Annotated in this window: 31 protein-coding genes; 3 read left to right on the top strand and 28 right to left on the bottom strand. The window is 58.5% G+C overall.

Features of this window, described 5'->3' with window-relative positions; translation table 11 throughout:
• Positions 1 to 48: 48 nt before the first annotated feature.
• From HBJ59_RS27125 to HBJ59_RS27005, 25 genes are all read right to left on the bottom strand, one after another.
• The gene (locus HBJ59_RS27125) at positions 49 to 291 is read right to left on the bottom strand and encodes a hypothetical protein (protein ID WP_167665348.1); all 243 of its coding nucleotides are present in this window, start codon (positions 289 to 291) and stop codon (positions 49 to 51) included.
• A gap of 57 nt (positions 292 to 348) precedes the next feature.
• Positions 349 to 597 (bottom strand): bacteriocin, encoded by a 249-nt coding sequence (locus HBJ59_RS27120; protein WP_167665347.1) that lies wholly within the window; start codon positions 595 to 597, stop codon positions 349 to 351.
• A gap of 4 nt (positions 598 to 601) precedes the next feature.
• Positions 602 to 1,018, bottom strand: a complete 417-nt coding sequence (locus HBJ59_RS27115) for a hypothetical protein (RefSeq protein WP_167665346.1) — start codon at positions 1,016 to 1,018, stop codon at positions 602 to 604.
• Positions 1,018 to 1,707 carry a hypothetical protein gene (locus HBJ59_RS27110; protein ID WP_167665345.1) on the bottom strand — a complete coding sequence of 230 codons (690 nt, stop codon included), beginning with the start codon at positions 1,705 to 1,707 and terminating at the stop codon, positions 1,018 to 1,020. Before HBJ59_RS27110 ends, HBJ59_RS27115 begins: the two co-directional genes overlap by 1 nt.
• Positions 1,704 to 2,168, bottom strand: a complete 465-nt coding sequence (locus HBJ59_RS27105) for a hypothetical protein (RefSeq protein ID WP_167665344.1) — start codon at positions 2,166 to 2,168, stop codon at positions 1,704 to 1,706. Before HBJ59_RS27105 ends, HBJ59_RS27110 begins: the two co-directional genes overlap by 4 nt.
• 10 nt (positions 2,169 to 2,178) lie before the next feature.
• Entirely contained in the window at positions 2,179 to 3,990 is a 1,812-nt protein-coding gene (locus HBJ59_RS27100) for an SGNH/GDSL hydrolase family protein (protein ID WP_167665343.1), read from the bottom strand.
• 18 nt (positions 3,991 to 4,008) lie between these two features.
• Complete coding sequence (locus HBJ59_RS27095; protein ID WP_167665342.1) at positions 4,009 to 4,842, bottom strand: hypothetical protein; 834 nt, start codon at positions 4,840 to 4,842, stop codon at positions 4,009 to 4,011.
• Positions 4,839 to 5,114: a hypothetical protein gene (locus tag HBJ59_RS27090; protein ID WP_167665341.1), complete on the bottom strand. Its 276-nt coding sequence runs from the start codon at positions 5,112 to 5,114 to the stop codon at positions 4,839 to 4,841. The genes HBJ59_RS27095 and HBJ59_RS27090 overlap by 4 nt, the downstream gene beginning before the upstream one ends.
• Positions 5,111 to 6,874: a DUF1983 domain-containing protein gene (locus HBJ59_RS27085; RefSeq protein ID WP_167665340.1), complete on the bottom strand. Its 1,764-nt coding sequence runs from the start codon at positions 6,872 to 6,874 to the stop codon at positions 5,111 to 5,113. Before HBJ59_RS27085 ends, HBJ59_RS27090 begins: the two co-directional genes overlap by 4 nt.
• Positions 6,874 to 8,490 (bottom strand): hypothetical protein, encoded by a 1,617-nt coding sequence (locus tag HBJ59_RS27080; protein WP_178124294.1) that lies wholly within the window; start codon positions 8,488 to 8,490, stop codon positions 6,874 to 6,876. Before HBJ59_RS27080 ends, HBJ59_RS27085 begins: the two co-directional genes overlap by 1 nt.
• Positions 8,487 to 9,032 (bottom strand): hypothetical protein, encoded by a 546-nt coding sequence (locus tag HBJ59_RS27075; protein WP_167665339.1) that lies wholly within the window; start codon positions 9,030 to 9,032, stop codon positions 8,487 to 8,489. The genes HBJ59_RS27080 and HBJ59_RS27075 overlap by 4 nt, the downstream gene beginning before the upstream one ends.
• Complete coding sequence (locus HBJ59_RS27070; protein ID WP_167665338.1) at positions 9,029 to 9,727, bottom strand: DUF6682 family protein; 699 nt, start codon at positions 9,725 to 9,727, stop codon at positions 9,029 to 9,031. Before HBJ59_RS27070 ends, HBJ59_RS27075 begins: the two co-directional genes overlap by 4 nt.
• 3 nt (positions 9,728 to 9,730) lie before the next feature.
• Positions 9,731 to 10,387, bottom strand: coding sequence for a hypothetical protein (locus HBJ59_RS27065; RefSeq protein ID WP_167665337.1), 657 nt, complete (start codon positions 10,385 to 10,387; stop codon positions 9,731 to 9,733).
• 61 nt (positions 10,388 to 10,448) lie between these two features.
• Positions 10,449 to 11,387 carry a hypothetical protein gene (locus tag HBJ59_RS27060; RefSeq protein ID WP_167665336.1) on the bottom strand — a complete coding sequence of 313 codons (939 nt, stop codon included), beginning with the start codon at positions 11,385 to 11,387 and terminating at the stop codon, positions 10,449 to 10,451.
• Between the two features lie 47 nt (positions 11,388 to 11,434).
• Positions 11,435 to 12,376, bottom strand: coding sequence for a hypothetical protein (locus HBJ59_RS27055; RefSeq protein WP_167665335.1), 942 nt, complete (start codon positions 12,374 to 12,376; stop codon positions 11,435 to 11,437).
• A 189-nt stretch (positions 12,377 to 12,565) separates the two neighbouring features.
• Positions 12,566 to 14,899, bottom strand: coding sequence for a hypothetical protein (locus HBJ59_RS27050; RefSeq protein WP_178124293.1), 2,334 nt, complete (start codon positions 14,897 to 14,899; stop codon positions 12,566 to 12,568).
• On the bottom strand, positions 14,892 to 15,245 hold the full coding sequence (locus HBJ59_RS27045) for a hypothetical protein (RefSeq protein ID WP_167665334.1): 354 nt from the start codon (positions 15,243 to 15,245) through the stop codon (positions 14,892 to 14,894). The genes HBJ59_RS27050 and HBJ59_RS27045 overlap by 8 nt, the downstream gene beginning before the upstream one ends.
• Positions 15,242 to 16,924, bottom strand: coding sequence for a terminase (locus tag HBJ59_RS27040; protein ID WP_167665333.1), 1,683 nt, complete (start codon positions 16,922 to 16,924; stop codon positions 15,242 to 15,244). Before HBJ59_RS27040 ends, HBJ59_RS27045 begins: the two co-directional genes overlap by 4 nt.
• Positions 16,914 to 17,477: a hypothetical protein gene (locus tag HBJ59_RS27035; RefSeq protein WP_167665332.1), complete on the bottom strand. Its 564-nt coding sequence runs from the start codon at positions 17,475 to 17,477 to the stop codon at positions 16,914 to 16,916. Before HBJ59_RS27035 ends, HBJ59_RS27040 begins: the two co-directional genes overlap by 11 nt.
• Positions 17,478 to 17,516: 39 nt before the next feature.
• Complete coding sequence (locus tag HBJ59_RS27030; RefSeq protein ID WP_167665331.1) at positions 17,517 to 17,972, bottom strand: lysis protein; 456 nt, start codon at positions 17,970 to 17,972, stop codon at positions 17,517 to 17,519.
• On the bottom strand, positions 17,969 to 18,415 hold the full coding sequence (locus HBJ59_RS27025) for a structural protein P5 (RefSeq protein WP_167665387.1): 447 nt from the start codon (positions 18,413 to 18,415) through the stop codon (positions 17,969 to 17,971). The genes HBJ59_RS27030 and HBJ59_RS27025 overlap by 4 nt, the downstream gene beginning before the upstream one ends.
• Positions 18,416 to 18,420: 5 nt before the next feature.
• Entirely contained in the window at positions 18,421 to 18,870 is a 450-nt protein-coding gene (locus tag HBJ59_RS27020) for a proteasome subunit beta (protein ID WP_167665330.1), read from the bottom strand.
• A gap of 44 nt (positions 18,871 to 18,914) precedes the next feature.
• The gene (locus HBJ59_RS27015) at positions 18,915 to 19,160 is read right to left on the bottom strand and encodes a hypothetical protein (protein ID WP_167665329.1); all 246 of its coding nucleotides are present in this window, start codon (positions 19,158 to 19,160) and stop codon (positions 18,915 to 18,917) included.
• Between the two features lie 55 nt (positions 19,161 to 19,215).
• Complete coding sequence (locus HBJ59_RS27010) at positions 19,216 to 19,500, bottom strand: phage holin family protein (RefSeq protein ID WP_167665328.1); 285 nt, start codon at positions 19,498 to 19,500, stop codon at positions 19,216 to 19,218.
• Entirely contained in the window at positions 19,493 to 19,873 is a 381-nt protein-coding gene (locus tag HBJ59_RS27005) for a putative holin (protein WP_167665327.1), read from the bottom strand. Before HBJ59_RS27005 ends, HBJ59_RS27010 begins: the two co-directional genes overlap by 8 nt.
• 89 nt (positions 19,874 to 19,962) lie before the next feature.
• Between HBJ59_RS27005 and HBJ59_RS27000 the strand changes: the two genes are divergently transcribed.
• The 3 genes from HBJ59_RS27000 to HBJ59_RS26990 all read left to right on the top strand — a co-directional run bounded on the left by HBJ59_RS27000 (position 19,963) and on the right by HBJ59_RS26990 (position 20,900).
• On the top strand, positions 19,963 to 20,142 hold the full coding sequence (locus HBJ59_RS27000; protein ID WP_038413159.1) for a type II toxin-antitoxin system HicA family toxin: 180 nt from the start codon (positions 19,963 to 19,965) through the stop codon (positions 20,140 to 20,142).
• A gap of 53 nt (positions 20,143 to 20,195) precedes the next feature.
• Positions 20,196 to 20,624 (top strand): type II toxin-antitoxin system HicB family antitoxin, encoded by a 429-nt coding sequence (locus HBJ59_RS26995; protein WP_167665326.1) that lies wholly within the window; start codon positions 20,196 to 20,198, stop codon positions 20,622 to 20,624.
• A gap of 90 nt (positions 20,625 to 20,714) precedes the next feature.
• Complete coding sequence (locus HBJ59_RS26990) at positions 20,715 to 20,900, top strand: hypothetical protein (protein WP_167665325.1); 186 nt, start codon at positions 20,715 to 20,717, stop codon at positions 20,898 to 20,900.
• Positions 20,901 to 21,114: 214 nt separating this feature from the next.
• Here HBJ59_RS26990 and HBJ59_RS26985 read toward each other — a convergent pair whose 3' ends face one another.
• The 3 genes from HBJ59_RS26985 to HBJ59_RS26975 form a co-directional block, all read right to left on the bottom strand.
• Positions 21,115 to 21,714, bottom strand: coding sequence for an HNH endonuclease (locus HBJ59_RS26985; RefSeq protein WP_167665324.1), 600 nt, complete (start codon positions 21,712 to 21,714; stop codon positions 21,115 to 21,117).
• A gap of 411 nt (positions 21,715 to 22,125) precedes the next feature.
• A complete protein-coding gene (locus HBJ59_RS26980) occupies positions 22,126 to 22,305 on the bottom strand; it encodes a hypothetical protein (protein WP_167665323.1) in 180 nt (59 codons plus the stop codon).
• Positions 22,306 to 22,679: 374 nt separating this feature from the next.
• Positions 22,680 to 22,997, bottom strand: a complete 318-nt coding sequence (locus HBJ59_RS26975) for an FxLYD domain-containing protein (protein ID WP_167665322.1) — start codon at positions 22,995 to 22,997, stop codon at positions 22,680 to 22,682.
• Between the last annotated feature and the right edge of the window lie 176 nt (positions 22,998 to 23,173).

The following is a 23,173-nucleotide window of genomic DNA, read 5'->3' as shown; positions in this document are numbered from 1 at the left end:
TTCGATATAATTCAGTGGCTTACCACTGACTCGCTTCAACCATGCGAGTTACCAGCCAAGACGAATACCCCACTTGCCTTTCTTTACGCCCGCCTCCATAAAAGGGAAAATAGAGTGTTCGTCAAAGAACCGGCTGGATTTTGCATAACCCAGCTCTTCGACAAGCGCTTCCATTACTTTGTTATATTTCCGGGCTCGCCGCTCACACTCTTTAGATGCTAAATGAAAGTTGTAAATGTAACTCCCCAAGAACCATAGAATTACCAACACGGTGAAAAATTCAACATACATAGCAGGCATCCTTCCTATACAGAGAGCGATTACATCGCGACTATCTGACTATACCTATCACATAAAAGAGCCTGCAATGTAGCCAATTCCCGCTCCGATAGCAGTACCAACCGGGCCAAAAGCGGAGCCCACCATGGCTCCCGTGGTAGCCATGCCTACCTGACTGGATTGCGTGTTGGCCTTCGCCTGCTGATTCATCTGATCCTCGGCGAGCTTTGCCTGTTGCTGCTGCTGTGACAACTGGGAAAGACCTTGCATGGCCTCACCCTGCATTTCTTGCTTCAGTCCAACTAGTCCGTATGCCATAGCATTACCCTCCCTGCTTCAGGCCACTGAGGCCCATGCCGCCGGCCATGACTTGCTCCTGCAGGTCTCGCGCGGAGATTCGTGCGTTATTGCTCGCATCCACCGAACCCGTAGCTCGACCGAGCTGCATTTTCCGATCTTGCGCGGCCTGTTGAGCTGGCGATAAGACGAGGCCCATCCCCTGCTGCTGTAGCTGGAGCCCTTGATTCGCGCTATCGAACGACTTGTTCACCGACTCGGTGGCGGTCGCTGCTTGTTCGCCGGCAAAAGAATCGCTGGTTGCGATGTTCGCCAGCTTGTCGACGTATGGCTGAAAGCGCGCCTTCCAGTCGTCCCACTGAGCTCGGCTGAGCTGCCCAAGAACGTTAGAGGCCCCTTGTTTGCCGGCGAATGCGGCGCTCGGATCAACGTAGTAGGTCATTATGCGTAGCCCGCAAAGTTGGCACCGCCTGCGACATTGTCATAAATCTTGCCGCTGGTGCCTGATGGATTGAGAACGGTGGAATTGGCCGCGGTTGTCCTTGCTGGAGCCATATTATTGAGGCCGTAGGAGACGCCACCAGCAACTGCCCCTAGCGCCGTGCCGGCGAGTTGTAGGTTCGCTGACTTGCGGTTGAAGTTGGTGAAGGCCGCCCCTTGGGCATCCTGAGCTGCCTGGCTTGCCACGGTATTCAGGCCGGCCTGTGCCTGGGATGATTGCCCCTGACCAATCGCCGCGACATTGCTGAGCCCGGCGATTTTTTGGCTTTTCTGTTCAAACTGCGCGCGCGCCATAGTGTCGCCGCCGGCCATCCCTACACTTGTTGCCAGATCGCCCTGGGCAGAAGTGAAGCGACCACTATTCGGGTTCAGCCCATATTGCTGGGTGACACCCTGGTTCAGTTGCTCCATTCCGGAGCTGAGCGCCTTTTGCGTCCCAGCGTTGGTCTTGCCGCGGACGTAGGCCATGCTCCCTTCGGAATCCATGTCGTCAACACGCTTCATGTACGCATTTTCAACCGGAGCCAGGCGCTCCTGGGCATAGTTCCACTTTTCGGCCGCCACCTGCGCGGCATACTTTTGCTCCGGCGTATCCTGGATTGAGTTATCGGTCTTGCTGCCGCCGCTCATAATTCGCCTCGCTTGATCAGGTCTTGGTTGTAGGCAGAAAAGGTCTCATCGTGAAAGTGTCGACGAATGCCGGCAGATACTTCTGCCATCCAGCCGGCGCCACCGACCAGATACGCACACTGCACCACTAGGCCGGTAAGCTGGTCCCTGAGGACAAAAGCCAGGCTGCGCCCATGATGGTCGCCGTCCCGCTCAAGCGTGACGCTGTCGCGCCAATCCTGCAGCGCGCCAGCCATGAGCGGGCGAACGAAATGTTCAAAGTGACGGTAGAACGGATTGATGGGCAGCTCGATCAGCGCGAGCCAGAACGCCTGATAGACGTCGTTGGGGGTCAGCGGCTTATCACCGTCCACGATGTCATCCAGGGTCTGCGAAATAGAAAACAGCGTCTCGCAGAACGAAATTGCATCGGGGTGGCCCTTGAGTACCCGGGCTAGCAATTGCTCTTGTGTTTCACTCATCGGTTCGCCCTCACACGAAAATTCGGGTCAGATCGACCTGGCGCAGCTTGATTGTTGCGTCCTGGCCGGTGCCTGTTTTGAAAATGATGGAAAGCCTGAACTTAAGGCTTGTCGGCACCTGGGCCAGCGCCAGGATCTGGGTCACCAATGTTCCGGCGATGTTGCCGATAGGCATGGCGTGGTTGAGTTCCTGGTTCTGGCCGATCTGAGCGATGGTTGTGCCGCTGGCACTCACTGCCACGACTTGCAGAGCAACCTGCAGCACGCTGGTGTTGACGCTTGAGAACTCCCAGCCGGCAATAGCGCGTAAGCGCTGGCCAACGGCAACTTTGGAGACGTCCACAGACTGCTCCAGGATAAGCGTCGGCGTTGCTGCACTTGGCATGCCGGTAATACGCAAAACCTGCTTTTCCCCGATATCTGCAGCCTCTTTCGACGCCGTCACCGCCAAACCATTGAGGTTTGTACCCTGCAGGGTGCAGGACGTCGCCAATTGGCCCGTAGCGTTGCTTCCTGCGCCCAGCGTGCCGTTGGTGCCAGTCAACAGCGCGTTGGGGATCAGGCTGCCCCCGGGCACCGCTGCAGCGTCGTAAAGAACGTTCGATGTTGGAAGGATCGCCGGAAAGGTGAATAGTCGTTTCAACGCTTCACCCACCTTTCTGCCGATGATTAGTGCCCCCATTGGGGTCGGGTGCAGGCCGTCGCCGGTCATACCTTCTTTGGGCCAGTAGCTCACTCCTGATGCGGGGTCGACCATCTCATCCCACGGATTCACGACGATGATGCCCAGGCTTGGCGCGACGTTTAGATACCAGTTGTGAACCGCGAAATGGTTGGCTGTCTGCTGTGGTGGCAGCCCCACGTTCGCCCCTATTACTGGGGTCTCGGCGATGGCAATAACCACCTTTCCACGCTTGAGCAGCGCGGCATATAGGTATTCCAAGTTACGGATTGTTTGCTCCAGGGTCATCCCGTTCAATCGGTCGTTGCCGGTGCCGAAATGCACCATCACGTCGAAAGCGCTGCTGTTCGCAATTACATCCGCCTGCAGACGGGCAAGCATTTGCGACGTGGTGTTGCCATCGATCCCTTTGTTGAGGGTCAGCGGAAACGCGGCGAGCCCCCCTGTTTCGGAAACAGCCCAATCGGTAAAGCCTACGTTGCCCTTGGTGCACTGGAATGCGCGACTATCACCCAGCACCAGCACGTCAGTAAGCAGTGGCCGGTAAAGCCTGGCCTGAGCCTTCTGCACCGCACTATCAGCCCTCGAGCCTTGCTCTGCCGTGGCGGCGCCGATATCGCCCGCAGTTACCGTCAACTTGCCCTCGGGACTGGGCAGCACATCGTTCAGCTGCTTGACTGTTCCTACGCCACCCCCGCCACCCCCCGCTCCTGCCATCGCCGCAAGCTTCGCCGGGCACTCAGCCATCGTCACTTTGCCGTATCGATCAGTGAGCGGGTATTTGCCATCCTTGTTCGGGCCGCCGGTGGCGGTGCCCGTGGTCCAATCCGAAAATTCGGCCAGGCTGACTTGGCGATCTTTCAAAAATTCTTCGATCTTCTCCAGCAGATCCCGAATGCCTTGGTTGGTGACGAAGCGGAGCAGCACATAGGGTGCGTTCGCAATGGCACCAGCAGGAGCCGCGTCCAGCGTCACACGGGTATCGGTCTCCACAGTGACCAGCTCGAAGCACTGACCGCTCGGCACCACCAAAACGTCGCCGCGCACGGCATTCGATAACCATGAAGTGCCGGCGCCGGTCGCAATTACTGCGCCCGCAGCAATAGAGACCGTTCCGGCGCGGTAGATATGGGTAGCCATAATTTTTCCTGAGATGTATTACGCGGGACCGGGGCCGGCCGGGAGGATGATCCCTTGATCGACGGGCCTTCTGGTTTCGATGAACAAAAACGGCATGTGAATCAGCGTTCCAGAGCGCCCTGTCAGGATGACTCGGGGAATGACCTCGCCGATGAGGCCGGGCACATAAAGCCGGCTGCCAGCCACTTCACCGTTGTACCGCATGAAATAGCCTGTTCCGATGGAGCTGACGAGCATCCACTCATTGCGAGCGCCAAAGGTGTCAGACCCTTGCCAAAACTCGACGTATTGGTCTGGCTCTACCTGGTCCCTGCTGCTGTAGTTCCACACGCCACTGGAGCGTTTGTAGCTGACCGCGTTATTGCCAGAGTCAAAAACGACTACCGAACCAGGTGCCCAAACCCGAATTCCATGGGTTTCACCGCTGATGTATCCACCGGATGCAATGACCATGAACTCGCACATATAGGCGCGCATAAGCGGGTAAAGCTGAGCGTGGTTTTGAGGATTTCCGGGCAAGTTAACGATGGTGAAGGCCACTATCACACCCGTCCATGCGCCTGGGGCGCCTTTGGGCGCGATGTAACCGATAACTGTCGCTACCTGAGAAGCAATGTTGCGTGGCCGTGCAAACACTAGTGGTGGCGTCGGGCTGGTTGAAACCCCGAAAAAGGTGTACTCAAAAAAAATGGCTACCGGTGGTATGCCGTCCCTTTCCTTGTAGAGGCGAACATCTGTCCACCCGCCGTTATCTATGTGTCCCGCACCATCGTCAACCGCGACAAAAATGGGATTATTTTCATCGACGGAGAGGTTTCCCCAGTCGTTTTTCACCCTAAAACCGGTGCTCATGATGAAATCCCTAAAATCAGAAAGCACGACACGGGTGCGGCCGACCAAGTAAGCAAGTTGCCATTGACCACCACCAGCGGAACCGGCGAGATGCCGACGTTCTCGGCGGGCATGAGGCTAATGTCCAGTTTCAACCCGGCATACGGCGTTAGATCCAGGCTACCCGCAGCGTTGCTTTGGGTTCTGATCGACTCCATTTTGCGAATGGTCCGCACCGAACTGTCAAAGGTGACCTGCTTGTTTTTGTCGCGGCATCGAATGATCGATGTCATAGCAGCAGCTCCCCAATTTCAATTCGCAAGTCGCCGGCGGGGTCGTACCAGCGCTGATAGCTGTCGGTCATCACCATCCTGGTGCCGCCAAGGAGGCCGTTCATAAATATCCCCGCCTGCGGGTCAATCACGAACCTCGGCAAGCCACCGGCGCCGACCTGGGAGCTTTTGAGCTGCCCGTATACCTGCCCGAACCCGATAGTGATGTTGGCAACGTCGATTGCCTCAGCACGCAACTGACCGCCGACAGTAGTCACCGGCGTTACACCATCGTTTGCCGTGAGCTTACCGATACTGATCGGTCCAATCTGGGCTTGCTGGATGGATGCCTCTTTCACCAGCAGCGTGTTGATGTAGACCTTCTCCCCATCGATGGTGAAGGGATTCACATAGTTCGGCCCGTGCACGCCTGGCGTTGCAATCCAGAAGCGGTTGGCCAGGATTGCAAAGTCGGCAACCGTGCCGTCGTTGTACGCACCAAATCCGCTGATCAGCCCGTTTACGTCGAGCCTCAGCGTGTATTGAGCGGAAAGCCCCTCAAGCGCCGTGGTGTGCGTGCTCAGCGTTTGCTGGACGGCCGCAGACTGCTCATTCACGCTACTTTGCAGTGAGGTGATCGAATTCGCCGTCGCCTCAAACTCGGTGGCGATGGTCTGCTGGTCACTGAGGTACTGGGCCGCGGTGTTATCCATCCGCGACACCAGTCCTTCCAGATTTCTGGCCTGGGCCTCGATCGCGCTGGCAAAGGTTTCGCTGTACTGAGTCAGCACAGCCTCAGCGCCCTCAAGGCGCGAGGACATGCTGTTCAGCGCCTCAGTGGCGGCCTCTTGCAGATTAATCCGCGCGGTACGCTCAGAGACGATGTCTGCGGAGTTCTCACCGATGCTGGCTTGCATCAGGTCAATCTGGTGCGCGATAGCCTGCTGGTCGGAGGTAATCACCTCCTGCAGTTGAGTGATAGCGGCAGTGATGTCTTTTCCAGTTTGCACCCGCAGATCGGATACTTGGCGCCGAATCTGCACGTTCTCATCGTCGCGCAGGTAGCGCTCGGCCGAAGTCATCAATTTCGCGGACTGGGCAGCGGCACCAAGCATCGCGATCGTCTGGTTCAGTCCTTCGAGGTCGATGGCTTTGGCGAGTGCCTTCGCCAGCTCGCTCTGACTCGTCTCCTTTGTTATCAGCTCCAGTAGGTAGTCGATATCAAGCATCGACTCAACGTAGGTGCCGTCAGGGCTGTTAGGCGGCCCCTCTACATTTGAAGTCGAAACCCAAGTGATCCAGTAGTAATAGCTGATGCCTTTCTTCGGGTCATCAGGATCTACCGCATCACCGCGAATCGGGTCGCTATAGATCATGCCGGTGGCACGACTGATCAGCGTGGCCTGGCCGAAGTTGTCAGTTTCGCTGCGGTAGATGTTGGTCAGCGAGTGGTTGCGGTAGAGCTTGTAGGGGTTTTCCCAGGTCAGCGTGTTCATGCCGAAGACGCCTACCGCTTGAAACCCGACCGGGGCCGGCGGTACTGCGCGATCTGGAACACCAGGCGTGGGAACCAAACCACCGGTACCACCTGGCTTCCAGCCTGGCCGGAGCGTGAACGCCCCGCTTTCCAGCAGATCCCGGAAGGTCAGCTTCTTGTCGAGGCCGTTCCCGCGATTCCCCTCGCCCGTTTCGATGATCTCGGTGAGAGCACTGAAAAACGGGCGCAACTCCGCCGAAACCTTGCTGCTTGGTGCAGGAAGGCTTGAGCGTTTGGTCGTCATTAGGTCAACTCAGAGGGCGTATTCGCGATTTGGATTGAGAAAACTTCGTTAGAGCCTGCCGCTTCGACCTGCCACTCACGCGCCTCCGCGTACCCAGCAGGCAACCGAAACATTCCGGCTGCTTCAATTGGCACATCAAGCACCAGCTCCTTGTCCGCAAACACCCGAAATTGAACTGGGTAAGTGTCGGCAACCACCTTTCCGCAGTTGAAGTTTGCAGCTCCAGGAGGGAACTCGAAGATCTTCGACCGCCATCGATATTGCATCGGCGGCCCGCCGCGCCACTTGGAAATACTGCTGCCTTGGATGAGGTACAGCGACGATGCAGCAATGTCGTAGTAGGAATTGGCAGCGGCCGCATCGATGAACTCAATGCCTTCTCCCGGGGCCAGGGCGAAACAGCCGCCACTGTAGAAGGCCAGGTATCGCCCCTCATACCGGCAGGCGTGGATTGAGGATGGATTGAGCGCCTGCCATTGCTCAGGTGTTAGAACTCCGTCAGTGATCAGCTGGGGCTCGCCTCCAGATACCGCCACCAGCCCCTCCGTTGAGGCATAGACGACATACTCCCCCATATCCACCACTGATCCCCTGGAGATGCACACGCGGTCGGCATCAGGGTCTGAGGCCGTCATTGCGGCCGGCGTAGTCCCAGTAACGAGCCGAGGCCGCCCAGTGGTGGCCACCACCAACCCGGCAGTGGTGACACCAATGCCCACGATCTTGTCGGGAAACGATATCTGGTAGTCGACGGGCCAGGCGTGAGGATAGTACGGCTCGCAAAAACACAGCGTATTGTCGAAAAAACCGGCGAAGATGCCGTTCGGCATTTCCACCAAACCTACCATCGTGGCGTCTGGCATATCCCAAGTGAGCGACGGGCACGCGATGCCAAGTTCGTCACTGTTGATATCGTCCACCCAACTGTTCTGGGCCACGGGAAAGTCAGCGAGATATAGGAACTCGCCACCACTTTCTGACCGGTAGAGGCGCTTCGTGACGATGTTGTAAGGGCCTGCCGGAGCCGCCGGCAACTGAATATTGACCTTGCCAGGCAACTGACCTTCGGCGCCATCCCAGCGCGTGATGATGTTCGATGCTGAACTGGGAGGCCCTTCCTCGCCGTACGCCGTAACGTACGTCACGATGTACGTTGCATTGACCACTGTGGCCGGGGCGGCACCGCTGTCGCCGGCCTCGGTCACCAGCGGCGCGCCGTCTGCGGCTGGAACTCCGAGGCGGTAAAAACCTGACGGGTAAGGTCCAGCCCCCTGAGTTGCGACACCAATCGGTGCCATTTTTGGAAATGAGTCGCCAGTCCAATAAACCCGCGACCAAGCATCCTTCGCCAGCGGGCTTTTGGCTGCATTGACCTGCTGGCCATCGCCCCAGGCAAACCAGAACCCGGCGCCATTGTTACCGAATGGGTACCGGTAGATAGATGACGGATTGATCACACCGCCAATTCCAAGCACGGGCAGCGGCGCATTTTCAGCCCGCAGCGAACCCTTGCGCAGATTTACGTTGCGGGCCGCCTGGGCGTTGGTCGGCTGCAAAAGACGCGGAGTCAGTGCTGGCAACTCGCCCTTGAAAGACGTGATCGCAATCGATGTCATGGGAACCTCGGTGTTTTCATCCTTGTGCTGCCGTACTGGTGACCGGCCAGCGCCTCAGATCGGGCATTGGTGCAGAGGGCATAGAACGCCGCCTGATCCATCAAGGCGCGCTGCATGTCGGACCACGGCTTCTCGGGCATCTTGCGTAGCCAGTACTGGGTGCCGAGCGTCAGTGCCTCGCAGTAACGGTCCAGAAGCCAGTCCGGGGGCACAGCTGCGGTGGAACCAAACGTGGGTCGCACAACCACATCAGCGGTCAGCCCCGAAGGTCCGCCGGTGACAATGACCGTTTCCGGCGAAGGCTGGAACACCTGGCAATATGCAGGCCGACCATCCTGATACAGCGCCTGGATACGGATAGGCTCCAGGCCTGGCCCGGCGGTGATCTGCTGCTCACCATCGGACAGCTGGATTCTGACCTTCCAGGCCGGCACCTCCGTGCACAGCTCGCGCAACGCCCAGGCCACACCGTCGCGGATGGAGGCGATTACCACCCCCGGCAAGTTCGGCAGGATCTGGTCGACCAGCTGGCTCACGTTCATTGCTGCGGTACCTGTTGCTGAGATATGGCGGCGACTGGCAGAGGGCCAAGCATGCGATCCGTCTGTACCTTCATGCCCAGGGCAGTCTGGAACATCTGGAAGTGCATCGTTGCGCGGTTGAGGTTTGCCGCGTGTTCGGCGTCTTTCGCGTAGGCCCTGGAGAGGATGTAATCCACCAGCACCGGCGCAAACGAATCGTCCAGGCGAATTTTCTCAGCGGCTGAATCGGTCGCCATTGCCTGGGTGTGCGGGTCTGGCACTGACGAGTAAATGATCTCCAGCTTGCTGGTGGCCATCGCCGGTGGGTAGACGTAGAACTGTCTCGGCGCCGCCTCATCGAAGATGTACTGCTCAATCTCCTCAACCTGCTGCTCGGCGTGCCACCGCCGCCTGGTTGAATCGATGGCACCCCGGGTCGTGAGAATCACGCTCAGCCCACCGCCCGCGGGGGTGATGTTTCGCACCACCTCCAGCAGGCGCAGACCGCCCTCGGGAATGGATTGTCTGGTACCCGGGGCGCAAGTAATTTCGGCCGTGACAGAACTTGCGTTCGGCTTGATGTTGCAGATCGCCGCATACGCTTCGTTCAGCCAGTCCAGCAGCTCGGTGTTTGCCCACCGGGTGCCGTTGGAAGTGACTTCCTGCAGGATCTTTTTGGCACGGGTCAGGATGTTGCCTACAGTCGTCACGGCCACGGTTTACACCTCTTGCATGTAGGAAAGTTTCGCCAGCTCGGTGGTCCATACGAACTCGCAGCCGGTTCTGGTGTTGCGCAGCAGGCGATTGCCGGTGACAGGAACCGAACGCTCCTGCTCATCGTCTTCGAGGTCCGGCGCATGGGCTTCAGGCTGGGCTTTCGGTGGATCGCCGGCCACCAACTTCATGTTGATGCCGGTGATACTCATCTCATCGACGAGTGCCTGCGGGATGTACACCTGGCCGTCTTCGCCATTCAAGGTGACCGGCCCGACGTGACGCCCGGGGCCTGGGTCAGCAGCTACCTGCACGGTTTCAACAGCAGCACTGTGGTCGGCGGTGTCGTCGCCGGCCGACGCTTGATCAGCACCATCAACCGATGTGGTGTGCACACTGGAATCAGTACCGGCGTCAGGATCGCCGGTAGTCTTTGGATCAGCGAGGCCAGCAGTGCCGGCATTGCCAGGCTCCAGATCAGGGTTCGGCGCATTTTCGTCGGCAGCCTCATCAGCCAGGGCCTTCTCGAGCCCTGCGAGCAGTTCGGCGCGGAGCGTGTCCTCGCCTTTGCGCTGGTCGACCTTCAAGCCCAGATCTTTAAGCATCTCGAGCAAGCCGTCTTTGTCGGCTGTTTTTGCCTTTTCAATCAATTCGCGAATCATGGTTTTCTCCGGGAAAACAAAAAGCGGCCGGGTGGCCGCTTATGGGTGGAGATGAAGGTGATCAGCGGCTGCAGTACAGATTGCCGATCGCTTTCGGGTCGATAACGCCGGAACCGAACACGTTCAAGCCACGAACGAGTTTGCCGAAGTCGTTCGGGTTCGGCAGGGTTTCCATCTTGGTCATCTGGCTGGCAAAGGTGAGGCCCTTCTTGTGACCGAACATCACATTGCTCGCACGCTTCGTCGCGGCGACGTCGTCAACCGCTGTGGTGTTGTTGCTGATGTACACCGTGAAACGGTCGAGCATGCCGACCTTACCGTTGCGGAACACCGACGTGGCATCGCCCATGATGCTGGCATCACGCAAATCGGACTTTTTCAGCATGCCGTTCATCCAAGCCGGCAGAACCACCCAGCGGCCTTGCTCGGGTACGTTCTGCTCGTCGAGGACGGTGCCGCAGTCCACCAGCACATCAAGGATGTTTTCCTTGGTGATCTGCACGGGCGCGCCGGCCTTGCCCAGGTTGATGCCGCCCGACTTGGCACCGGCGTCGTCGCCGCGGTTGGCCACAGCCGCGTCGGCGTAATGACGGTTCAGCAACTGCGTGTCGATAGCCACCTTCATCTGCTCGCCGCCGTCGGTGCTGAACTCATCCATGAGCTTGATATCGGCCTGGTAAGCATCGACGTCGTTCACCTCGAACGCGAAGTACTTGCCCTGGTCAATCTGCAGCGTGACTTTGTCACTCACCGGTTTTTCGTAAGTGACACCGCCGCCGATCTTATAGTCACGGATGACAATCGACGGCACAGTGCGGATGTTGATGGTGTCGCCCTGGTTTTTGATTTCGCCTTCGTAGTCGGTGTTGGCGATTTCACCGAAAACAGTTGCGGCGTACAGCTTCTGCACCAGCTTGCCCGACCAGAGCGCCGGGATGAAACCCGATGCGCTGGTGGAGCTGTAGTCTGGTTGCCCTGCGGCGCGTACTGGACCTGCCATGGTGTAGCTCCTATTTCCTGACGCCTCGCGGCGTTACAGAGCGCGTGCTATCGCGAGATGCGACCGGTTGCTACCGCGTCTGAAATGTCCTGTTCAATCGCAGCCGCTTCGGCTTTCGTGTACCGCTTGCCCAACGCCACATCCTTGTAGAACTCGTTGATTTCAGCATTGCTCCACCACTTGCCTTCCGCCGGCGGCGTGGGATCGGTGCGAGAGGAGCGTGGCTGAACGTTTTCCGGTGGGATGGTGCGATCTGGGTTCGCTGCTGCCGAAGCGGGCTGCGCGTCTTTGAAGGCCTGAAACAGCGCAGCGGCGCGGTATGCGTCGTTGGCGTTTTGGGCCTCGATCAATAGCTGCTGCCGCTCTTTGCCACTGAACGTGTCCATATGGCTCAGCCATTCATGGAACGCGGGCAATCCGTTGATCTCAACAGCGTCGGGGATTCGCTGGAGCAACTGCCGGAAGAACTCCTCCCGGGCCTGCTCAGCTTTTTCCTGTTCGCTACGCTGGTTGTTCTGCTTCAACCCCTCGATTTCGGTTTTGAGCGTTTCCAGCTCCGCGGGATTGGCGGCAGATGCTTGCCCGCCAGCCACGCGCTGGATAATCGCAATGAGATCAGGCCCGTAGTCCTCGATCTCCTCGGGGGTCAGATCCGACACGGCGCGCTGCACGGCATTGCCTGCCGGCTTTTGCGCCTTTGTCAGTTCTGTGGTCAGCCGGGACACTTCCTGTTGCAACGCCGGTACTTCAGCGTTGTATTTCCCTTGCATGACTTTGAAGCGTTGCTCCCAGTAATCAGCACCGTCGTCGCGGGCGGCCGGGGCCAGGTCCGTTTTGGCGGGTGCTTGTTGGTCTGAGATCACAGGCGCATCGGGATTTGCTGCCGGAGCCGCATCTGGTGCGGGGTTCTCGGCCGGCTTGTTCAGTGCTTCCTGAATCGCCGTTGCTTCATCGATCTGCGCCTGTACGTTGCGGGGTAGCGTGCTCATTGATCGTATTCTCCTTGGGTAGAGCCGGCAGGTCCGGGCTTCTGGGTGTGCTACTGGTTCCGAGCATCTGGCCGAATGACCGGAGAGTGGCCACAAAAAAACCGCCTCAAGTTGGGCGGCTTTTTCTGTAGCTACTGGGTGGGCCGCGAGGCACTTGCCTGGATTCGCTCAAGCATCTCGCGGGATTCTTCAAACGACTTGATCAGCTCCCTGGCCAGGCTCGCCCGGCCCTGGGCTCTGAATAAAGCCTCCAGGCTGTTCACCCCCTCCAGGTTCTGCTGCGCTTCCGTCAAATGGCCGCTCAGTATTTCCTTGAGGTGCTTCCATTCCGGGCTGTTGGTCAGGTTGACCAGGGCTTGCCACTGTTGGTTGCTGGGTTTCATTGGCTCCGCCACCTGCATGTTGAAGTTGGGCAACCACAGCACCGTTGCTCATGCCGAGGCGCTGGGCCTCCGCACGGGTTTTCTCGGCTTTCGCGGTCAATTCAGCCGTTTGGGCAGCGGTTTTCCCAGTTTCTGCTTCAACCTGCTGCCCCATCGCAGCGGCTTGCTGTTGCTGCTGTTGGGCCTGCCGAGCCTGCTGTTGCTCCTGCTGGGCCTTCATCTCGGCTTTCGTCGGGATCAGGCCTGGCATATCCAAGCTTTCGGCAACCTTGCGCAAGATAGCGGCCCTGCCCTCAAGGCCGAGGATTTGCATGTCGGTCGGATTGTTGGTGAAGCCCAGGAACTGCGTACGCGCGTTCAGCGTCTGCTCACGCTGTAGCATCGCGTTTGCGCCACGGGCCACAACTTTGCAGTCGCCCTTGATCGCGTTGTCATCGGAGTAGCGCATGTTGAACAACCACAGCGCTTCGATGACGCGGCGAACCACCCCACGGTCGATATGGCGGATCGCGTCCTTGATACCCTTGTTGGCCGACTCCATGAGCATCGACAGGCCACTGGCCGTGTTACCTGCACCGCCGACCTTTTCCGCGCCGTAGATGTAACGCGGGATGTTCGTTGCGTCGTCCGCACGCTTCTCCCAGGAGTCATAGACCGCCTGCAGCTCTCCAGCCATGCTGACCGGCTGGTAAAAGCGAATCACTGGTGACGTCGCCCCTCCCTGCATCCCTGGCGTTTGGCCGCTTTTCACCCGCCAGCGTTTCAGCGGGTACATCTCGTTCGGGTTTTCACCTGGCTGCAAGCGGTCTTCATCAACCTCCACCTGCGGGCCACTGGCGAACGCCATATTGTTGGCCTGTGCGCGAGCTGTTGAACCGCAGAAGTCCTGCACGTCACTCATCAACTCAGGAATCGCCATCCCCCAGAACGAGCCAGGCACGATCTGAAACGACGCCTTGTGATATGGCCGACCACCCAAAGGGTTGCGGTTGAACACGCAGCGGATAACGTGATTGCCGATCAGAATCGCATCAACCTGGTACTCATCGAGCACGTCCGGCACCTGGGAGGGATCAATGCCCCATTGCAGCAGCATCAGCCCCTGGGCACCGCCCCAATAGTGCAGACCTTCGATGGTTTCTCCGTTATTGATCATCCAGTCGCCGGCTTTATCCTCAAGCCGTGCGCGCTGCGAATCCGTTGCGAGCCATTCACGCAGGCCACCCTGGCCATGCTCGGTAAGCACGGCGCGAACCGCGTTGTCGCTGTAGCCGGGAACACCCGTTAGAGCGTTGAGGCGCGACCGTGTGTAGCGTTCGCGCTCGATGATGAATGCGCCGTCATCAGTATTCGTCGAGTCTGGCGACGGGTAGATATCGAAGGGCGAGACCCGGTGAAACAGGGGCTGAATCTCCTCTGTTTCGATCATCTGCCAGTTTTGGCCCCAGGCAATCTGCGGCACACGTTGAAGCAATGGCCCTTTAACGAATGCCGCCGGATAGATGGTGAAGTCGTCGATGAACTCCTCGAGCGCGGTTTCCCACCCGCCCTCGGCCAATTGGTCGGCGATAAGCGTTTCATGTGCCTCGCTTGCCTCCTTGGCCTTGGCCTGGATCAGCTCACGCAGCTTCACTTCCAGTTCGGTCGGATCAGGCATCGTCTGAGGCGGCGACTCTTGCCCCTGCTCCCCCTGCTGGGCCTGCTGGGCCTGCATCATCTGCTGGGCGAGCTTCTGCTGAAATGCAGCAAGAAACTCGGGCGGGATGTCCGCCACCGGTGTTGGATCAAGTCCCCACGGGTGCCCATTGACCGGGATCAGGATGTCACGAATCCATGAAGCGCCCGCTCGGCACTTGGTGGTTGTCAGTTTGGGATAAATCTCGCTGCCGCCAGCCTCCCGAATCGCTTGGAGCTTCGTCTCCTCATGCTTTCCTTTCTGGCGCCGCGCGCAGTCCAGCAGCCGATCATCGATTTCACGCTTGGCGTTTTTGGCAGACTCGAAGCACCGACGGATGTGCGCTGCCAAAGACGACTGCACCTGTAGAGCGCGCCGGCTTTGCAGCGCCTGCTCCTCAGCGGCGACGTCATCAGCATGCAGGTCTGCGGCGCTCCTGAATTGCAGCAAACCTAATTCAGCCATGGATCATTGCCTCATGAACATTGTTGATTTCAGCCTGCCGGCCGGAGCGGCGCAATTTCGCGCCGTGCTCTAGTTGCCGCAGGTTGGCCAGCAGATCCTGCATGTAGTTGACAGGGTCGGCCGCAAACTCGGCCAACTTGACGTTGAGTGTCACGCCCAGGTCGTGAGCCATCTCGAACTGCACCCGAACTGCAGGGTGCGCGCCATCCGGCTCCTTGATCTCTACCGCGTCGACTTGGACCAAACCGATATCTCGACGCAGCTGAAAGCTCTGGACGGTGAGCGGGGCAACCAGGCGGGCTATGACGTCGGCGACCTGCTTCCATTCAATAAACATAGTGGTCATGTGTGCGCGCTCCAGTTGCGTCGGGCTCGATCTGTGTTTGATGTTGTTGGGGTCGAGGGGATTACCCCTGCCGTTGCCTCGAAGACTCCGCAGCGGGCCAGGGTTTCAAATGCCTTGGCCCCGTGGCTTGCCCAGTCGTGACGCGGCTGGTCCTTGTACACGCCCAACCTCAGATCCCACTCTTTGCGGTAGTTGTCGATGCAGTCGATCAACCTCGACACGCCGGCAGTCCTTGGCTTGCCAGTATCGGCATCGCCAGTCGACGCGCGGGTGTCTTGCTCATCCTCGGCGAACCAGCACAGCGGCAGGAAGTTACGCACCGCCTGCACGCCCTCGCTGTTGCGGGAGACGCGCGGGACGATCTGGAACGTGATCCCGTACTGCTTTGCCACGTCGATTCGGGATTTCCCTGTGCCGATCTCGCGCACCACGATGTCGTGCGGGGCGTAGTGGGCGCCGTAGGAATAACCCAGCTTTTTGAGCAGATCGCCGTAGTACTCCATGCCCTCGCCGGAATGCTCGATGTAATCGATGATGTGCACCTGGCGGCCCACCACCTGGAACAGCACGATGGACATAGCGTCCCCCATACCCAAGTCCCAGGCAGTGAAAACCGGCAACGTAGGGTTTCGGGTCACCGCCTTGGTGATCCGGCCCTGTTGCCGCAGGAATCGCATCTGCGTGAGGTAGTAAGCACCCTTGATGCCTTGGTCGAAAGCTTCGTCAGGCGTGGCTGGGTATTCGCGCTTCATATCGTCGTGGAGCGCTTCGGCCTTTTTGGCGTACCAGGCTTGCTGGGCGCGGTCGAGGCGGATGCCATGCTTGGCTGCCAGCTCGGCGAAGTACTCCTGCAACCATTGCGGCACCACTACCTGCTCGTATGCCTCCAGGCGATACGTGGGGTCTTTGAACCAGGGGAAGAAGTGGAACTGCCAATCCATCACCGTCGGCGTGCGGCCGGCGTCCTTAATGGCCCTGGCCAACTCGCAGTAGGTGAAGAAGTAGCCTTCGCGCCCCTCTGCGGTGCTTTCAATGGTGACCCGGTTGCCCAGGCCCACGGCCTCAAACGCACCGGTGACGATTTCCTGGGCCTTGTCCGGGCTCAGCTTGCAGATCTTGCCGAACTCCGACACATGCAGGCGCTGGAGCGTACCGCCCCGGAACGAGGTCGACACCTGGATGCTGGAGCCGTTGTCGAAGATGTAACCCTGATCCTTGTCACTGCGCGGCACCGGCAGGCGCATTCCGATCAGCTTGAAAACTGCAGACCACGCCGGGTCGCCTGACAGCTTTTCGTAGGCAAACCTGATCTTGTTACGGTAGATCTCTTTCGCGTCCGGCAACGTGTGGCAGATGCAGCCGGCGCTGTAGTTCCTGATGAACAGGCAATCGTCGAGCGCGTCGATCATTTCGAAGGTGGTAAAGCCCAACTGCCGGGCCTTGAGGATGATGTCGCGGTTATGCTCATTGAGGAACCGCTCGCGCTGCTGTTGGTTCGGCTTGAAGCGCTGAACCTTGCCGTTCTTATCCTTGATCTTGTACAGGGCGTTGAGCCTGTACCACTTGTTACTCAGGGCCTTCAACAGTAAAGCCTTGCCCTTGAGCTGCTTGGCGAGGTGTAGGGCGATTAACTCGTCACCCTCACGCACCAGGCGCTGGCGGTCAGTTTCATTCCCCATCACCAGCAGCCTCAGCCAGGAGATCCTCAAGGGATTTACCTGCGCTTTCCCGTTCTTTGTCAGTGTCCAAGCCGTGGGCCTGGCGTTCCATCTTAATCAGTCGTTCCAAGGATTGCGTGGCGTGGCCGATGCTCTTGCCCACGTAGTCCAGGGGAATGTCGATCTCGACCGGGTCACCCTTCTGGGTCATGACAGTGATCTTGCCCGCGGCGACCTGCTCGTGAATGCGCTCGACGTACTGCTGGGTCAGGTCTCGGGTTCTGGCAATCACTAGCTGGTGGCCGCGTACCAACTGGGCACCAGCCTCGGCGGCCTGCTCGACGATCTCGGCGTCGTTGGTAGCCTCAGCGATAGCAGCAGCGGCGGCGCGCCCGGTCTTCTCCCTGACGCGCTGACGGATCATCTCGGAAAGGTCTTTCTGCCACTCGTGCTTATCGGCACGGTTGCGGATGGAGCTTTCCGACACATTGTGCCGGCGGCCCAACTCGCGGTTCGTAAAGCAGCCCGTCCGGTAATCCCTCTCGACGGCTGCCCAATCACATTTAGCAGCCATGGGAGAGCTTCCTTTGCGTGAGTATCGTGGTGTGCGGTGTTACTGCTTGGGCGCCTGGCAGAAGGTGTTGATGTAGTCCTGGGCGGCGCGCAGCGCTATCAGTCCTTCGTCACCGTCGTTTGCGATGGCGACAATTCTTTCTCCAGCCGCTGGGTCAAGTTCGGCTCTCGCTTTTTCATGACCCAGGCCGGAGGCGGCGGTGGTGGTTCCCACTGCGGGACAGGTGGCTTCGACTGACAACCGGCGAGCGCCAGTACCAACAGCAGTGCGAAGACGCTGATTAGCGGCTTGGGCATTCTCCAATTCCTTTGTGTGGTCCGTATCGAGCTGGGCGAGCAGCCGCTGAGTATTCCGGCGTGAGTCGGCCGCCTTATTCAGGGCCGTGACCAGGGATTTGGCGGTGGCCATGTCCTCAGACTGAGACTGGATGCGCTGATAGCCGCCGTAAATGATGATCAGGCAGCCAATCAGGGCTGCAATCAGATACCGGATCACGACAGAGCCCTGCGCACGCCCTCGGCAAACACCGCCGGCGTGTATGGGTTGCCGCCGTTCTCGTGAATGATGATGCCGAGCATCACCTCGCGAAGCGTCGTCGGGTTCTTGATCTCGATCACGTCATTTGGCTTAACGCCCAGGCGCTTGCACAGAGCCGCGATATACGCCTCGGTATTGTTCTCCTTGCCCGGCGCCCACCGCGTAATGATCTCGCGCGGCGTGTCGATCCCAGGGCCGCCAACACCAGGCATGCCGTCCTTGCCGCGATAGTTGATCAGCAGCTTGCCCAGGGCTCGGATGCCGTTCTCTGGTGTGTCAAAGCGTGCAAACCGTGGAGATGACACGCCGACTTCCAGCCCAAGCTGCCCTTGCCAGGCATTGCGCGGGTTGTAGTCGATGTTCCCGGGGTTGTTGTTGCGCACGCCGCGAGGCGTTGTGATCGTGGTCATGTCGAAGTCCTCGGCTGCACTGGAGCAATGGTGACGGAGCGGACCATGCCGCCGGTGTAGACATCCCGTTTCGCCGCAGCGCGTACTGCTTCCTCCGCGCTAGCACCCATATCCATTGCGGCAAGAGCGTAGGGCGTACCACTGCCGATCGCGTCCGGGTTCGCTGGATCGAGATCCTGTTTCCATATCCCGGTCGTGTCGTCGTGACCGATCATCATCAGTTTGCCGCCGTCAACGGCATAACCTGAGCACTCCACGGGAACTGACGATGGAGTTCCGAAGTAGGCAGCGATCAAAGCCTTTTCGTCGCATACGGCGCCTGACAGAAAGAAGCTGACACCATCGACAACCACGCACTTCGGCGCGCTGTCAGAAACGATGCGATCGTTACGGACCTGGCGCCCGTCATAGGCGATTACGCCGTCTTTGTAGGCAATCGTCGTCATTGAGGCACCATGATTTAAGGCTTTGAGCGGGGAGGCGCAGCCACCTAGCAGGTAACCGTTGGAGGCTGGCCATTCAGGTGCGCCTGGAGCAGCAGAAAGCCAGGGCTGGCCGGGTCTGAGTTGGGATCAGCCGGACGCCGCCAGCGTCTTTCGCCCGTAGGAGTGACCTTGTTGAACACAGTGGCCAAGTGATCCTTGATGGCCTTCCATTGCGCCGGGGTGGGCTGATCCATGTCTGGGTTCAGCTCAGTGAAGCCTTGCAGCCAGTATGCAAATTGCTCGGGGGTCATGGATTCTCTCCAATTGCGCGCCACGATTTTGCGCATTCGAAAACGTGGCGCGGACTTAATCCATTCGCAGAATGCGTGCGACATTCCCGCGCGCTCGATAGACAAGCACCAGGAGGACGAACAACACCGCAAGGATGAAAGGGGAAACGGCTGGCACCGGTTTAGCGAGCATCACTGACAGCGTGATACTCAGCGATTCGCACCCTGTGCCGACGGCAAGCAGGTACGCCATCCATGAGACGCCGGCGCGGTACCGGGCGCCCTGTCGGCGATACACGGCGATGCGCAGGCATATGGCGCCACATAGGGCGCCGGCTATGAATGTCCAAGGGTCAACCATTGCGACCTCCCGAGCGTCCGAAGAAGGCAGCAATGAACCGCAACCAGCCCGGCACCTTGCCGCCTTCGAACCATTCCAAAAGGCTGATACAGATGACGACGCAGAACAGAGCGCCGAAGAATGCAACGAGGCCGGATGTCTTGGCCCAGTCGCGACTGATGATCTCGCTGGCCACGTAGTACCCGAGCGCCCAAGAGGCGAAGAAATAGCCCAGCAATGCCCGGGGGCGTAGATCCTTCGCGTATGCCACAAAGAACATGGCGCCCGCGAATCCGCCGATCATCGCGTTTATATCCACACCGGGAATCAGGCTCGCAGTGGTCATGCCAATGGTGGCTGTCGCGGCGAGTGCACCGGTACTCAGTTCGGCCATCGGTGCTACTCCATAAAGAAAACTACAAAAGTGTTGTTCTACTACAGAAGTGTTGTAGACTGATCTCACCCCAACAACGAGGCGAGGTGATGAAGTTCAGCGAGTTCAGACGATGGTTGAAGGCCCAGGGGGTGACCTTCGAAGCTGGCAAGGGAAGCCACTTCAAAGTAACCGCCCCAAACGGCAACAGGACCACCTTCGCGGATCACGGAAGCAAGGAAATGCCCGAACCGACCCGCAAGGCGATCATTAAACAACTGGGGCTCTGATGAGCCCCTTCACCACATCTGCACGCTGAACGATCACCTCCAGAGGAGTGACCATGTACGACTACGCAATCCGCTTCGAGCAGGACGACAGCGCTCCCGGCCTGGCCGTGTTCTGCCGCGACCTGCCAGAGCTCAACAGCTACGGCGACGACAAAGAACACGCGATCCGTGAAGCGCTGGATGCGATTGAAAGCGCGCTGTCCATCTACGTCGACGAGCGCCGGGCTATTCCGGAGGCATCCGCTGCACAGGCGGGCGAACACGTCATCCACTTACCAGCGGTGACGGTGGCCAAGATCGCCTTGTGGAACTCGATGATGGATCGGGATATGCGCAAGGCCGACTTGTGCCGGCTGCTGGGCGTACACCAGGCCCAGGGGGATCGCCTGGTCGACTTCCTGCACACATCGAAGATGGAGCAGCTGGAAAACGCCTTGGCCGCTCTCGGTAAACGCCTGTCGGTATCTGTCGAGGCGGCCTGAATAGGTGCCAGGGCGAACCCTGGCGGTTTGTGCTTATGTGTCGTCATCACGACGATACGGCACGTCGATGCAACGCCTCACGGCGTGGCGGTGCAATCACCCCTGCTCGGGATTCTTTGGCTGAGTGACCGCTGGGGCCGTGGTGACGGTCACCTGGCCCTGGTACAGCGTCTTCAACTCAGCGACATAAACGGCTTGCTGCGGCGCTTGCTCGATCATCGCTTGAGCGCGGGCGTTCGCCTCATCCTCAGTGTCGAACTGCGTTTGCAGTGGTGACTTTGGGAAAGGCTGGGGGATCACTACGAACGGCATATCGTCACCTACGAGTTTAGGGGCGGGTCATCGGCCAGCGGTTGAATAGGCGCGGGCAACCGGACGCGATCCATGCTGCTGATCCGGCCTTTGCTCATCCTTGAGCATTCACCCACATGACTGTTGTTTGGCGGAAGGCGAAGGAGTCGAACCCTTACCGTTTCCAGCAGCACCGGGTTCAAACCGAAGCCGCTCTCAAATCTCTATTCATCCCATGAAGCTGGTGGTAATCATGCTGATGCTCCCTCGCCTTCCTGGCCTCAACTGCATCAGAGAACTCGTCGTAGTACCCGATGAATGTCTGCACACCATCGAGGCATATTTGCGCTCGCCACTTTCGTTTCTGCGCATTCCAGTAAACGCCTACAACGCCAGAAGTATTGCGCTTACCGACAGCAACATTCCGGGAGTTGGCTGCCCTGCTTACCAATCGGATATTCACTAAACGGTTGTCGAGACCATTACCGTTCACATGATCAATGACCAGAGAGTCATCAATGGCGCCATAGACGAGAATCCAGATGACCCGATGGGCTCTCACCGTCCTCATGCCAATGCCTACTTGGAAATATGAAATCCCGCCTTGCTTATGCAGCTTTGAACCAGCGGCACGACCTGCGTGGCGGCCATTCCATGCAGCTGCTGACACTTCCTTATCGAACATGTGGGCAGGCCGAACTTTCCATTTGAGCGCTCCGGTAAGAGGCTCGTAATCCAAAATTTGAGCAAGCGACTCCTGCGTCATCTCGATTGACTGAGCGACGTTTGCTGCGGGCATTGGCGTTATCTCGGGGGGGTGCTGGCTATCGGCGAAAGGCTTGCCTACCACTTGGCGCCACCTTCCAGAAACGCAAAACCCCGCACATTGGCGGGGCTCTTTAATAGGTGCAGGTGGCTGGTGCAACTCTCCAGCTCTGGTGGGGCAGATCGCCGGGTCACATACCCTGCCCTCTCATCGCGTAGCCGCCCATTGTCCGCACGGGATTAGACGACGCCTCTACCGACTTAGCCCAGCTGCCTGGGCGATAACCTGCATAAAACAATCGGGCATCAGCTGCGCAATATGCGCAATTTCAATCCCAACCAAACTACACACAACCCGCGCTGCGTCTGCTTTTGCGCAAACTGCGCAGGTGCGCATTTACTGCGCAGAATTGCGCAAGCGGAACGCAGTTCGTTTGTCTACGCTTCAAGCGCTAAGATGCTCAGAATCGTCAACGTCGCGCAGTTGCTCTTCCCAGGAAATGCATCTCTCGAGTGCAAGCTTGATACGGGCACGTTCGACATCAAGGCTGATATCAGAATCAGTCATCTCCAACAGTTTCTTGAGTGCGCCAAACACTCTCTGCTTCGGGGTCATATCTATCATGTCTGATCGTCCTGAAATTAGACCAGGTCAATGGATACAAATAGGGCAAACTATCGCTGTCGTTGCAACCATATACAGTGCTGGGCAGGGCTTCGGTGATTGCGAGGTAGTCTTCAACCCGCAGAAGCCCACAAATTGCGATGCTGAATGGCGTGACGGTGAATGGCGGTTCGTTGACTCGCCGGATTTCGGGGGCTATGCAGAATCTAGTGCCCGACTATCCAGGTTTGTGGCAATGCTCAAGGCCGGTAGCACGCGATAGCGCTGCACTAGCGTCCAGGCCCTGCCCTAAGGCCCACCCTGGCTATGGCTCTCACATCGTTTTTTGGACATAAAAAAACCCGACGCTGTGGTCGGGCTTTCATAAAACGGAATCAGTAGATGTCAATGCCGCTCAGTTTGGCTTGGGCAAATGGCGCGGTGGTTGGTGCTGAAAACTTCCAGTTCTCCCCGGCGCCAATGTCCGTTGCGTGAGCCACTGTGTTTCCGATGACATTCCCGCCCGCGTCATAGAGTTTGAACTTCACAAATACAGCTTTCAGCGGCGCATTGGTATTGTTATGAGCCGTGCCCATTACTGCGGTGAATCCTTCCGGCGCCTGGCCTGCATGAATATCGGACAACGTTACCCGGTCATCTGCAATTACAGCCGTGGACATAAGAAGTGCTGCTATGGCGAGGATCTTCCGCATCGGTACTGCTCCATTTTGAATAGAGCTCAACCTTTGCCCAACCAGCGGAGGCTGTCAACGGATCATCACAGCAACGCCTTAAACCCAGGCATAAAAAAACCCAACACTATGGTCGGGTTCGGCGGCAGTGCATCTCCTAGACACACAACCGCAATGTGGTGAATTAGATTCTCATT

It is taken from the genome of Pseudomonas sp. AN3A02 (assembly GCF_011765255.1).
Taxonomy (GTDB): Bacteria; Pseudomonadota; Gammaproteobacteria; order Pseudomonadales; family Pseudomonadaceae; genus Aquipseudomonas.
The sequence above is the reverse complement of the archived record's forward strand: the minus strand, read 5'-3'. Positions and strand labels throughout refer to the sequence as shown.